Genomic DNA, 13,491 nt, shown 5'->3' with positions numbered 1-13,491 from the left:
TAAGCAATGCAGAAGTGGAATCTATTGAAAAAAACAGCTCCATGCATTTTAAGTCTTGCAGTGGCAGCAACAACCTTTCCGACCGCTGTAATGGCATCTGATCTTGATGCAGCCGTGGTTTCCGAGGCAGAGGCAGGAGATACGGAGGATTTTAGCACAGAGGAAACGGCAGAGGATACTGAAGCTGTAGCAGAAGAAGCTATAGAGGATGCTGCAGACATAACAGAAGAAGCAGCAGAGGATGCAGCAGTGCCAGAAGCTGCTGCAGACGAGACAGAGGATATCCAGCAGGAAGATACAGCAGAGGAAGCAGACCCGTTCTCTACAGGGGAAGAGGATTTCACAGAAGGCGATGAAGTGGCGGAAGCATTTTCCGATTCTGACCAGCTGACAGGCGAGTATCAGTACGTATATGCAGGACTTACCTGGGGTGAGTACTGGGCAGCAGAAGGCGTATATGCAGCTGGAGATACAAGCTCTTCAGAAGAGAAGGATTCACATAGTGAGTTTGATACAGGAGCTTTTGATACAGTAACAAGAGCGACTGCAAATCATGGACTCCACAGAGGAAGCTATCAGACAGAAGCTACGATCATTGCTGAAGACGGAACCAGATTCGACGTATCCTACTGGGAGGATAAAGGAAGCACACTTTATCTTACAGACGGTTCCAAGGTAAAATGGAACAGAGGCAGTATAACAACAGAAGATGGAAAAACCTATACGATGGATCATTATGAGATATATGGTCTGAAATATGTCCCGGTAGCAGTTAAGACCGCAGATTTTGCAGATTTCTGCAAAAAGTATAATGTTGTACAGGATGGAGCTGTGCTCTCTGGAGGATACAGTGAAAACAATCTCCAGTATTACAAAGGCCTTGTGGCAGACGTAAATGCACAGACAAATGGTCTGAAATATGTGGAGAAAAATGGTGACGGCTTTACATTTACAGCAAGAAAATCAGACGGAACAGCTTCCGGTATCAAGGATCAGGCGTTAAAAACAGCAACAGAGATCAAGCCGAGTGTAAAAGCAGCAAGCGGAAGCTACGGTGAATTCCTCCGTGTGGATCTCAATGGAAATTATGGCGATCTTGGTGCAAATATGCAGGCTGTACGCTGGGATTATTATGGAGATGATTCTACATATACAAAATGCCTCGCTTCTTATGGAACCAAGTTTGCCGCAGATAACTGGATGCATAAAGCAATGGGAATCCAGCTTGGACTTACAAAATCTGCACGTTGCAAGCTTCCGGGAGGAACAGACGGAACAGGATACTGGAAACTGACAGTGTATGCTCTTGGATATAATGACTATACTTACAGCTTCCAGGCAACTGCAGAGAATATCGTAAATCCTACAATGGAGCCGACTGATTTTACAAGCCTTAAAACGGAAGTGGAAGCTGCAAAAGCTCTGGCAGAGAAGGATTACACAATTGCAACCTGGAAGTCCTTTGCCGGTGAGCTTCAGGAAGCAGAAGACATTCTTGCAAAAACAGACGCAAGTCAGGCTGAGGTAAATGAAGCGCTTGAACATCTTCAGGGAGCAGAGAAAGAGCTTCAGAAAGTAACAGTTACACTTGATAAGACAGCAGCAGCTGTATATACAGGAAAAACAACGACTCTTAAGGCAACAACAAATGACAGCGATGCAACAGTGACATTTGAGTCCGGCAATACAAAGGTTGCAACGGTAAGCAGTAAGGGTGTTGTTAAAGGTGTAAAAGCCGGAACAACAGTTATCACAGCAAAGGTCGGAAATGCCACAGCAACCTGCAAGGTAACAGTAAAAGCTTCTAAAATTAAATTCGCAAAGGCTTCCGTAACGATCTACAAAGGAAAAACAGCAACTGTAAAAGCAACTGCAACACCATCTGCAACTGTAAAATACACAAGCAGCAACACAAAGGTTGCAACTGTAAACAGCAAAACAGGTGTTGTAAAAGGAATCAAAGCAGGAACCGTTACGATTACAGCAAAGGCAGGAGCCCTGAAGACAACCTGCAAGGTAGTTGTCAAGAATCCTGCATTCAGTCTTGTAAAATCTTCTGCAACGATCAAAAAAGGTAAAACAACAACCATCAGATCCAAAGCAGCACCTGCAGGCAAGGTTACATATACAAGCAGCAATAAAAAAGTTGCAGCTGTAAACAGCAAGGGTGTTGTAAAGGGAATCAAAAAAGGTAAAGCAACGATCACAGTGAAATGCAACGGAATTACAAAGAAATTTGTGGTAACAGTTAAATAATTTTGCTGTTGAACCGAATGTGATCACAGATATCCAGAAGCCTCTGCCGCAGACATAGAGCAATGTCTGCGGCAGAGGTCTGCTGATTTCTGAAGAGCAATGTCTGACAGAGGCCGCAAGAAAAGAGGAGAGAGTAAGGAAGCATGGAAAAAGATCTGAAAGATAAAAAGCAGGAGGAAAAAAATACTCCGAAGATACCCTGGACCAAGCTGGTCCCTGCAGCTGCTGTGATTGCGGCGCTTGTGTTTTCAGGCATAAAGGCGAAGGGCTCTGATGGAGAGACAGAAGCAGTCGGGCAGGCAGAGACGACCGTAATGTCCGCTTCAGAGCTGGAAAAATATCTCGGGTATGAAAAAGAAAATACTGTTTCTGACAGCACAACTGCCACAGCTGAGAAAAACAGTACAACAAAAAAGAAAAGCTCATCGAAAAAAAGTGCAAAAAAAACAGCAGCGAAAAAAAGCTCAGGTACAAGAACGGTTTCCGAATCTGCAAAAAGCAATGCCAGCGCCGCAGGACAGGGAACCACGCAGACACCGGTAGCAAGCGTTCCGGCAGATGGATATAAGGACGGTACGTATGAAGGAAGCGGAACCGGATTTGGCGGGACGATTCGCGTGAGAGTAACAATCAGCGGTGGAAAGATTGCGGCCATAGATATTCTGGAGGCATCTGGAGAAACTGCGTCGTATTTTGCGTCAGCTCAGGGTGTGATCAGCAGGATGATCGCCGGAAATACACCGAATGTAGATGCAGTAAGTGGAGCAACCTATTCCTCCAACGGAATCATCCAGGCAGTTCAGAATGCCCTCTCCCAGGCAGCGGCAGATGGAAACAGCCAGCAGGTCACCCCTACACCTGCAGCAACTGCTTTACCAACTCCGACATCAGCTCCGTCACCTACAAAAAAACCATCTCCTACAAAGAAACCGGAAGATCCGGACAGTCCCCAAAAATATCTGGACGGTAAATATACAGCTTCGGCAAAGGGCTTCAATGGAGACGTGAAGGTAACTGTGACCATCAAGGATGGAGTGATCGAAGCCCTGAAACAGGAAAATACGGACACGGAGCAGTTTTTTGAAAAAGCATGGAGCGTGCTGGAGGAACAGATCATTGGTACGGATTCTGTAGATGATATTGATGCAGTCAGCGGAGCAACCTATTCCTCCAACGGAATTCTCAACGCTGTAAAAAAAGCTCTTAAAGAAGCGATCAATCCGGAGTATGGAAAGAAACCGACACCAACTCCGACAAAGAAACCGACACCAAAGCCAACAGCCACACCGAAACCTACGGCAACGCCGAAACCAACAGCCACACCGAAGCCAACAGAGACGCCGGCAGCAACCCCGACGCCGGAGCCGGACGACCCGGATGTGACGCCGGTTCCTGAAAAACCCAATGTAACTCCAACACCAGGGACAGATGAGCCGGATGCAACACCGGAGCCAACGGAAGCACCGGAACCGGTGGGAATGTACAGAGATGGAACGTATACAGGCTCGGCTTTTGGATATGGAGGAAAAACATATCTGATAATTACGATCTCAGGAGGCCAGATCGTATCCATTGAGCAGACAAATCAGGATACACCGGAATTTTTTGATCCTGCATGGAGCACGATCTATTCTCAGATCATGGCAAACCAGTCGGCGGATGGAATCGATACTGTCAGCGGAGCCACATATTCTTCCGAAGGGATCCTGGACGCTGCACAAAAAGCCCTTGCCCAGGCAAAGAATTAACCGGGTGAACGTTGGAGCAGCTATAAACATCTGAATCTAAGCCAATAATAAGAGGTGAAAGAAACCTCTGGACTTCTTGATTTTTTTTGAAGTTCAGAGGTTTTTTGCTAGGTTTCTGAAATTGCTTCTATAAATCGATAAAAAAATAACAGGAATGTATACAGAATAATAGGGAAAATATCAGAAAATATAATCGGTTTAAATAATTTGAAATACAAATTAGCGGGAATTAACCTGAGAAATACAATAAAATTTTTATTGCACAGGGCAATGTTTTATGTTATGTTTGAATGTGTGTAATTAAAGTTGTTATTAAAATGACAAACAACGCTGAAAGGAGAACAAATATGAGCAGTAAAATTACGATCATCGGAGCAGGAAGTGTAGGAGCAACTATCGCTTATACCTTATCACAGAGGAGTATTGCATCAGAGATTGTTCTGATCGATATTAACAAAGATAAGGCTGAAGGTGAGGTTATGGATATTGAGCAGGGAACCAGTTTCCGTGAGCCGATCTCCATCGTGGCAGGAGATTACCCGGATGCTGTAGATTCTGACATTGTGATCATCACTTCCGGTATTGCCAGAAAACCGGGACAGACTCGCATCGAGCTGACACAGACCAACGTCAACATTATGAAGAGTATTACTCCGGAGATCGTAAAGGTGGCTCCCAAAGCGCTTTATATTATCGTAAGTAATCCATGTGATATTATGACTTATGCATTTGCAAAGCTTTCCGGACTGCCGGAAAATCAGATCCTTGGTTCCGGAACCGCCCTGGATACGGCCCGTCTCCGCTGCAGACTTTCTCAGCACTACGGTGTATCTGAGAAAAACATCCACGCCTATGTATTCGGAGAGCATGGAGATACTTCCTTTGTACCGTGGTCCAGAGCCTTTGTTGCAGGTGCGACCCTTGATGAGTTTGACAAGATCGTTCATGAGGATCAGAAAGATCTGCAACCACTTGACAGAGAAGAGGTTCTGGAGTATGTTCATACTTCAGGATCAACTGTGATCGCCAAGAAGGGTGCTACATTTTATGCGGTAGCCGTATCTGTTTGCAGACTTTGCTCGCTTCTTCTTGCAGCATCTGATACAATAGTCAGTGTATCAACCATGCTTCACGGAGAGTACGGTGTTGAAGATGTATGTCTTAGTACCATGGCTTCTATCGGACCGGAAGGTGTAAAACGTATCGTTCGTGTTCCGCTGACCGAGGAGGAGACAGAGAAGCTTCATGCAAGCGCCAATGCTCTGAAGGACGTGATCGCACAGATTGATCTTTGATAAATGTCAGAAGCTGTGTAAAGAGGAAAAAGCAGCCTCAGGCAAATTTGAAACAACGGGAGAAAGATAAAAATGGATATTATTCAGGTAATTACCAGAGAATTGAACGTTGAGAAATGGCAGGTCGAGGCAGCGGTTAAGCTGATCGATGAAGGCTGCACCATTCCTTTTATTTCCAGATACCGTAAGGAAGCAACCGGTACACTGAACGACGAACAGCTTCGTAATCTTAATGAGAGACTTACTTATTTAAGAAATCTTGAGGATAAAAAGGCTCAGGTTCTGGGCAGCATCGAGGAGCAGGGCAAGCTGACTCCGGAGCTGAAGAAACAGATCGAGGCAGCGCAGACACTCGTTGTGGTAGAGGATCTTTACCGTCCGTACCGCCCGAAGCGCCGTACACGTGCCATCATCGCCAGGGAAAAAGGTCTGGGACCGCTGGCCGACATCATCCTTCTCCAGATGACGAAGAAACCTCTTGAAGAAGAGGCAAAAACATTTCTTTCTGAGGAAAAAGAAGTCAAAACTGTGGAAGAGGCCATCAGCGGTGCCAGAGATATCATTGCAGAACACATTTCTGATGAAGCAGATTATCGTATCAGTATCCGTAAGAGAACAATGGATAAGGGAACTATATGTTCTACCGCAAGAGATGAGAAGGAGCAGTCTGTATACGAGATGTATTATGACTTTGAGGAGCCGGTGAAAAAGCTTGCAGGTCATCGTGTCCTTGCTCTGAACCGTGGTGAGAAAGAGAAATTCCTTACTGTGAAGATCCTTGCACCTGAGGAAGAGATCATCCGTTATCTTGAAAAACAGGTGATCGTCCGCGATAATCCATACACTATACCTGTTCTGAAAGAAGCCATTGAGGACAGCTATAAACGTCTCATCGGACCGGCTATTGAGCGTGAGATCCGAAGCGCCCTTACAGAGGCAGCAGAGGACGGTGCCATCCATGTCTTTGGCAAAAATCTGGAGCAGCTTCTCATGCAGCCTCCAATTGCAGGACAGGTAGTTCTTGGCTGGGACCCTGCCTTCCGTACCGGATGCAAGCTGGCAGTGGTAGATCCTACCGGAAAGGTTCTGGATACCACAGTTATTTATCCCACAGCACCAACCAATGAGACCAAGATCCGTGCCGCAAAGGAAACCCTGAAAAAGCTTATCAGTAAATATCATGTGACACTGATCTCTGTAGGAAACGGAACGGCATCCAGAGAATCCGAGCAGATCATCGTGGAGCTTCTTAAGGAAATCCCTGAAAAGGTCCAGTATGTTATCACCAACGAGGCAGGTGCTTCTGTATATTCCGCAAGCAAGCTTGCCACGGAAGAATTCCCGAATTTCGATGTTGGACAGAGAAGCGCCGCATCCATCGCAAGACGTGTACAGGATCCGCTTGCAGAGCTTGTAAAGATCGATCCGAAATCCATCGGTGTCGGTCAGTATCAGCATGATATGAACCAGAAAAAGCTGGGAGAAGCCCTTAACGGCGTTGTGGAAGATTGTGTAAACAAGGTCGGAGTGGATCTGAATACTGCGTCTGCATCCCTTCTGGAGTATATTTCCGGAATCAGCAAGGCCATCGCAAAGAATATCGTAGCCTACCGTGAGGAAAACGGCCGTTTCCAGACAAGAAGAGAGCTTCTTAAGGTTGCCAAGCTTGGTCCGAAAGCCTTTGAGCAGTGTGCAGGTTTCACACGGATCACAGGAGGCAAAAATCCTCTGGACGCAACCAGTGTCCATCCGGAAAGCTATGACGCAGCAAAAAAACTCCTGGAAAAGCTGGGCTACACACCGGAAGATGTGGCAGAGCGTAAGCTTACCGGTATTTCTGGGCAGATCCGCGATTACGGAAAACTGGCAAAGGAGCTGGAGATCGGAGAGCCAACCTTACGTGATATCGTAAAGGAACTGGAAAAACCTGCCAGAGATCCACGTGACGAGATGCCGAAACCGATCCTCCGTACCGATGTCCTGGATATGAAGGACCTGAAAGAAGGCATGGTCCTCAAGGGAACTGTCCGCAATGTTATTGACTTCGGTGCTTTTGTGGATATCGGTGTGCATCAGGATGGCTTGGTCCATATTTCCGAGATGAGCGAGAAATTCATCAAACATCCGCTGGAAGCAGTCAGTGTGGGAGATATCGTGGATGTCCGTGTTCTTGGTGTTGATATGAAGAAAAAACGTATCAGCCTTTCCATGAAGGGAATCAGTAAATAAAGAGAAAAACTGAGTAAAGAGAAGCAGGCAAGTATATTCTGCAGCATTCTGCGGCGGATTACCGGACAGATATACAATAAAGCTATAACAGAAATACAGCAGTGGTTTATACCCTATACTTTATAGAACCGGAGAAATCAGGTTTACAGGGAAAAACCACTGCTGTATTATTATATTACCAGATGCGGATTATAGGAAATGCTTATATCAGAAATAAGCTTTGAAGCTCATAGATCGATCCGCATATGTATATCGAATAATCGATCAGACAGGAGGGATTATATTTGGATAGTACTGTACAGACCGTGCAGGAGGTCGGAAATCAGGTAAGCCAGTACAGGCAGATGTTTGAAAATTATCTGCCGGACATCACGAAATTCGGAATCAAGGTTGTTCTGGCTATTGTTGCTTTCTGGGTAGGAAGCACGGTAATTAAATGGATCGTAAAGTTTGTGAGGAAATCACTGACAAAATCCAGGCTGGATACAGGAGTGGCACAGTTTATGTCCTCACTGGTCAAGATCGTACTTTACATACTCCTGATCTTTAACATATCCATAAGCTTTGGAGTAAAGGAATCATCTCTGGCAGCACTTCTCGGAACTGCAGGTGTTACTATGGGTCTTGCCCTCCAGGGCGGACTTGCCAACCTGGCAGGAGGCATGATGCTTCTTCTGTTCAAGCCTTTCCAGGTAGGGGATTACATCATCGTTAACGGACAGGACGGAAGCGAGGGAACGGTAGCCAAGGTCGAGATTTGTTATACAACGTTGTTATCCATTGATAACAAGCACATCGTGATCCCGAACGGTACTCTTTCCAATGTGACCATCACCAACGTAACAGCAAGGGATCAGCGAAGGCTGGAGATCAAAGTGGGGATCTCTTACAATGCAGATATCCAGAAGGCCAAGGATATCCTGGAAGATATCCTCACCGAGGATCCGGATACAAGAGAAGACGAAGAGATGGTGGTATTTGTAGACGAGCTGGCAGAAAGCTCTGTGATCATGGGCTTTCGTGTCTGGGTAGATACCGACCGCTACTGGGCAGCCAGATGGAGATTGAACCAGAGGATCAAGGAAGATTTTGATTATTATGGAATTGAGATTCCTTATAATCAGCTGGATGTGCATATCCATAAATAATGTGCATAAAGGAAGAAAGCTAAAGCCCTTTCACATGGCAGAGAAATTGCTGTGTGGGAGGGTTTTTTGATGAAAGTAACTGGTTTTGGGATTATTACTGCCATTCACGATAATAGAGAATATGAAAATTATTGACAAACCAGTGTCGGGGTGCAATAATACCCCACAGAGATAGTATTTGGACTCAAAACTATACTCTGGCTGAAATCACTGGAATCTTATATAAAAATAGCCAGCCGGAACCCGGGATCGGGAACGGACGGATATATGAAAATTATAAAAGATACGAGCCTGTATCGATGATAACGAAGGCGTTACAACAGTTATGGGAATTTTGAGCAACTGTTGAAGAGCATGCTTTTCGTGTATAAAAAACAGGACTCAATATACAGGGAATCAATCAGAAGCGTTTCAGGGTCGAAGTGTACCCCGAGACGCTTTTTTATTAAATACAGAAGCGGATGCTTTTATCCACTTGAAAATTATTCCCTGCAGGAAAGGACTTATATAAGATGACAATAGAGATGTTAAAAGGAAAGATCCACAGAGCAACCGTTGTCCAGGCGGAACTGGATTATGTAGGAAGTATCACTGTGGATGAGGAACTGCTGGAAGCTGCCGGGATACTGGAATATGAGAAGGTCCAGATCGTAGATGTGAACAACGGCAGCCGTTTCGAGACATACACCATTTGCGGAGAACGCGGAAGCGGTATGATCTGCCTGAACGGAGCAGCAGCAAGATGTGTGAGCACCGGTGACAAGATCATCATCATGGCTTACGCACAGTACGAGCAGGAAGAAGCCCGTACTCACAAGCCTGCAGTTGTATTTGTAGATGAAGAGAACAGGATCAGCAGAGTGACCAATTATGAGAAACACGGACTGCTGAAGGATATGGCCTGACGCAGATCAGGAAGATAATAAGACGAAGGTGAATTCAGAAAAGAGGCTATCTCGAATCTATTAAGAAAACCGGTTTCAGAACCGGAAAAGAGGAGAGCACAATGCAGGTAACAAAAACAGTAGAAGAAACAAGAAAACAGATCAAAGCGTGGAAAAAAGAAGGAAAAACAGTAGGCCTTGTGCCAACCATGGGATTTCTCCATGAGGGACACGCAAGCCTGATCAAAAAATGTAGAGAGCAGAATGATATCGTAGTGGTATCCGATTTCGTCAATCCTACACAGTTCGGTCCTACCGAGGACCTGGAAGCCTACCCGAGAGACTTTGAGCGTGACAGCAAACTCTGCGAAAGTCTGGGAGCAGACCTGATCTTCTGCCCGGAGCCTTCCGAGATGTATCATGATCCCCACGCATTTGTAAGTATAGATACTCTGTCAGAGACACTTTGCGGAAAAACACGTCCGATCCATTTCAAAGGTGTGTGTACCGTTGTGACCAAGCTGTTCCACATTGTGGCACCGGACAGAGCATATTTCGGACAGAAAGACGCACAGCAGCTGGCCATCATCCGCAAGATGGTGCGTGATCTGAACTTCGATATTGAGATCGTAGGCTGTCCGATCATCCGTGAGGAGGACGGACTTGCAAAATCCTCCAGAAATACATACTTAAGCCCTGAAGAGAGAAAAGCAGCTCTTTGCCTGTCAAAGGCAGTAAAAGCCGGACAGGAAGCCATTCACGCAGGAATCCCGGCAGAAGAGCTTCTCGGAAAAATGCGAGCAGTGATCGAAGCAGAGCCTCTGGCAAAGATTGATTATGTATCCATGGTAGATGCACTTACCATGCAGCCGGTGGAAAAAGCTGACCGCAGCGTTCTTGTAGCAATGGCTGTTTACATCGGAAAAACAAGACTGATCGACAACTTCAGCTACGAGGTATAATGTATGGGGAAAGTTTTAAAGAAAATCGGAATTATCAGCAGCCTTGCATCCAGATATATCGGGATCATTATCATCGCTTTTTCCTGCTTGGCTTTTTTCTGGCGTGACGGATTTTCCTGGATGACGAACTATACGTCTGTATTTCTGGGAGTGATCATGTTTGGTATGGGTCTGACCATAAAACTGGATGACTTCCGGGCAATTTTTTCCAGACCCAAAGAAGTGGTGATCGGTGCAGTGGCTCAGTATACCATTATGCCGGTGATCGCCTGGCTTCTGTGTAAAGTGATGAACCTTCCGGCAGATCTGGCGCTGGGAGTGATCCTGGTGGGATGCTGTCCGGGCGGAACAGCCAGCAATGTGATCACCTATATCGCAGGAGGTGATGTAGCGCTTTCTGTGGGAATGACTATAGTTTCCACACTGGCAGCACCGCTGATGACACCGTTTCTTGTATATGTTCTGGCAGGAGCCTGGGTGGAAGTATCCTTCTGGGCCATGGTGCTTTCTGTGGTAAAGGTAATTCTGATCCCGGTTCTCCTGGGAGTTTTTCTTCGGAGCCTTGCGGGAGAGCATGTGGATAAGGTATCCGACGTTATGCCGCTGGTGTCGGTTGTAGCTATTGTTATGATCATCGGAGGAATTGTGGCTGTAAATGCAGAGAAGATCGTAAGCTGTGGAGTTCTGGTGCTTGGAGTAGTGGCGATCCACAATTTCTGCGGTATGATGCTGGGATTTCTGGCTGCAAAAATCTTCCATGTGGAGTATTCCAGAACAACAGCTATAGCTATAGAGGTAGGCATGCAGAACAGTGGCCTTGCTGTCTCACTGGCAGCAGCTAATTTTGCAGCCAATCCGCTTGCAACACTTCCGGGCGCGATCTTCAGTGTATGGCACAATATTGCGGGCTCCATTTTTGCGGGGATCCGCCGTGCAGGTGCAGAAAACCTTGCAGAGCTTGACCGGATCAGGGAAATCGACTGCTGTAATTGCGAAAAGCAATAAGCAGTGAATGCGGATTGCGGATATCCTCCTGACGGGGAACAGCAAAGCTGTGGAAGAATGTCTGTAAAGAAAGATCCCGGGGAGTTTGAGAGATAAAATGACAGATTATGTCGAAAGAAAAAGTCATAAAATGCAGAATTGTGGTTTACAAATTTTAGCCGGTATACTATAATAACCACATGGACGAACAAACGTCCCCAACATATGAAAACAGGGGGGCCCGCTGAAGCGAGCTGAGAGTAGACTGTAAATGTCTTGACCCATAACCTGATTTGGATAATGCCAACGTAGGGACATATGCACGAAGGATTCTTAAAGACACAGAAGATCAGAGAGTACAGAAGAGATCAGAAGTACAGAAGATTTTCATTAAGTACGTAAGAGTAAGAGCCGGTTGCCGTGATGCGTATGCGTTGCAGCAACCGGTTTTTTGTTGTATAAACACAAAGAATTTATGGAAGGAGATTTTTTTTACATGAGAGATTACAGTACACAGATGGAGGCAGCCCGTAAAGGCATCATCACACCTGAGCTTGAGATCGTAGCTAAGAAGGAACGCATGACAACAGAGGAACTGCTTCCGCTGGTAGCCTCCGGTAAGGTGGCGATCTGTGCAAATAAAAATCACAAATGTATCGATCCGGAGGGCGTAGGTTCCATGCTCCGCACCAAGATCAATGTAAACCTTGGTGTATCCAGAGACTGCAAGGACTACGATGTAGAGATGCAGAAAGTAATGGAAGCTGTAAACATGGGCGCCCATGCTATCATGGATCTTTCTTCCCACGGAAATACCATTCCGTTCCGACGCAAGCTGACATCCGAGTGTCCGGCAATGATCGGAACCGTTCCGGTTTATGATTCCGTTATCCACTATCAGAGAGATCTTGATACGCTGACAGCTAAAGATTTTATCGATGTAGTAAGACTCCATGCACAGGATGGTGTTGACTTTGTAACTCTTCACTGTGGAATCACAAGAAAGACCATCGATCAGATCCGTAATCACAAGAGAAAAATGAATATCGTTTCCAGAGGAGGATCTCTTGTATTTGCATGGATGTGTATGACCGGTGAGGAGAATCCGTTCTATGAATACTACGACGAGATCCTGGATATCTGCCGCGAGTATGATGTGACCATCTCCCTTGGTGATGCCTGCCGTCCGGGATGTCTGGCTGACGCAACAGACGTATGCCAGATCGAGGAGCTTGTACGTCTTGGCGAGCTGACCAAACGTGCATGGGAAAAGGACGTTCAGGTTATGGTTGAGGGACCGGGACATGTGCCGCTTGATCAGGTTGAGGCAAATATGAAAGTACAGCAGTCTATCTGCCAGGGTGCACCGTTCTATGTATTAGGACCTATCGTAACTGACGTTGCACCGGGATATGACCACATCACATCCGCGATCGGCGGAGCAGTAGCTGCTATGTCCGGAGCAGCATTCCTCTGCTATGTAACACCGGCCGAGCACCTTGCACTTCCGAATCTTGAGGACGTAAAACAGGGAATCATGGCATCTAAGATCGCAGCTCATGCAGCAGACATTGCCAAAGGTGTCCGCGGTGCCCGTGAGATCGATGACAAGATGGCAGATGCCAGAAGAAAGCTTGACTGGGAGGCACAGTGGGAATGCGCCATGGATCCAGAAACAGCAAAACGTATCTGGAACGAGCGCAAACCGGAGCATGATGATACCTGCTCCATGTGCGGTAAATTCTGCGCAGTACGAAGCATGAACAAGGCACTTGCAGGAGAACATATCGATATTCTGTAAGAATACAGAATGCATATGAGCATGCAGCATCACAGTAGAACGTGGTGTTGGCAGTATCTAGCCAGAAAACTGGTTGATCGAATGCGGATATGGAAAGAACAGTAATGCTGAAATTGTGGAAAGTCTGATGTTCCGATAATAAAACATAAACCGCTGTGATCTAAAATGAAGATCACAGCGGTTT

The 13,491-nt window shown here is 46.1% G+C and carries 9 protein-coding genes; all 9 read left to right on the top strand.

Annotation, left to right across the window (positions count from 1 at the left end; translation table 11 throughout):
* Positions 1-6 precede the first annotated feature (6 nt).
* A complete protein-coding gene (locus NE638_RS04725; RefSeq protein ID WP_173745839.1) occupies positions 7-2,256 on the top strand; it encodes a penicillin-binding Tp47 domain C-containing protein in 2,250 nt (749 codons plus the stop codon).
* Between the two features lie 143 nt (positions 2,257-2,399).
* Positions 2,400-4,004: an FMN-binding protein gene (locus NE638_RS04720; protein ID WP_173745838.1), complete on the top strand. Its 1,605-nt coding sequence runs from the start codon at positions 2,400-2,402 to the stop codon at positions 4,002-4,004.
* Positions 4,005-4,351: 347 nt separating this feature from the next.
* Positions 4,352-5,299, top strand: coding sequence for an L-lactate dehydrogenase (locus NE638_RS04715; RefSeq protein ID WP_015526226.1), 948 nt, complete (start codon positions 4,352-4,354; stop codon positions 5,297-5,299).
* A 72-nt stretch (positions 5,300-5,371) separates the two neighbouring features.
* On the top strand, positions 5,372-7,528 hold the full coding sequence (locus NE638_RS04710) for a Tex family protein (RefSeq protein ID WP_173745837.1): 2,157 nt from the start codon (positions 5,372-5,374) through the stop codon (positions 7,526-7,528).
* 284 nt (positions 7,529-7,812) lie between these two features.
* The gene (locus NE638_RS04705; RefSeq protein WP_330383034.1) at positions 7,813-8,676 is read left to right on the top strand and encodes a mechanosensitive ion channel family protein; all 864 of its coding nucleotides are present in this window, start codon (positions 7,813-7,815) and stop codon (positions 8,674-8,676) included.
* A 512-nt stretch (positions 8,677-9,188) separates the two neighbouring features.
* Positions 9,189-9,581, top strand: a complete 393-nt coding sequence (gene panD, locus NE638_RS04700; protein WP_015526224.1) for an aspartate 1-decarboxylase — start codon at positions 9,189-9,191, stop codon at positions 9,579-9,581.
* Positions 9,582-9,682: 101 nt separating this feature from the next.
* Complete coding sequence (panC, locus tag NE638_RS04695; protein WP_022426185.1) at positions 9,683-10,522, top strand: pantoate--beta-alanine ligase; 840 nt, start codon at positions 9,683-9,685, stop codon at positions 10,520-10,522.
* Positions 10,523-10,525: 3 nt separating this feature from the next.
* Positions 10,526-11,527 (top strand): bile acid:sodium symporter family protein, encoded by a 1,002-nt coding sequence (locus tag NE638_RS04690; RefSeq protein WP_173739473.1) that lies wholly within the window; start codon positions 10,526-10,528, stop codon positions 11,525-11,527.
* Positions 11,528-12,002: 475 nt separating this feature from the next.
* On the top strand, positions 12,003-13,307 hold the full coding sequence (gene thiC / locus NE638_RS04685; RefSeq protein WP_118608864.1) for a phosphomethylpyrimidine synthase ThiC: 1,305 nt from the start codon (positions 12,003-12,005) through the stop codon (positions 13,305-13,307).
* Positions 13,308-13,491: the final 184 nt, after the last annotated feature.

The organism is Blautia sp. MSK.18.38, from assembly GCF_024460535.1.
GTDB classification, from domain to species: Bacteria; Bacillota; Clostridia; order Lachnospirales; family Lachnospiraceae; genus Blautia_A; species Blautia_A fusiformis.
This window is presented reverse-complemented; position numbering and strand designations above follow the sequence as displayed.

Coding starts and splice junctions, on each gene's coding strand:
- NE638_RS04725 (WP_173745839.1), top strand. CDS start 7: ATGCAGAAGTGGAATCTATTGAAAAAAACAGCTCCATGCATTTTAAGT.
- NE638_RS04720 (WP_173745838.1), top strand. CDS start 2,400: ATGGAAAAAGATCTGAAAGATAAAAAGCAGGAGGAAAAAAATACTCCG.
- NE638_RS04715 (WP_015526226.1), top strand. CDS start 4,352: ATGAGCAGTAAAATTACGATCATCGGAGCAGGAAGTGTAGGAGCAACT.
- NE638_RS04710 (WP_173745837.1), top strand. CDS start 5,372: ATGGATATTATTCAGGTAATTACCAGAGAATTGAACGTTGAGAAATGG.
- panD (WP_015526224.1), top strand. CDS start 9,189: ATGACAATAGAGATGTTAAAAGGAAAGATCCACAGAGCAACCGTTGTC.
- panC (WP_022426185.1), top strand. CDS start 9,683: ATGCAGGTAACAAAAACAGTAGAAGAAACAAGAAAACAGATCAAAGCG.
- NE638_RS04690 (WP_173739473.1), top strand. CDS start 10,526: ATGGGGAAAGTTTTAAAGAAAATCGGAATTATCAGCAGCCTTGCATCC.
- thiC (WP_118608864.1), top strand. CDS start 12,003: ATGAGAGATTACAGTACACAGATGGAGGCAGCCCGTAAAGGCATCATC.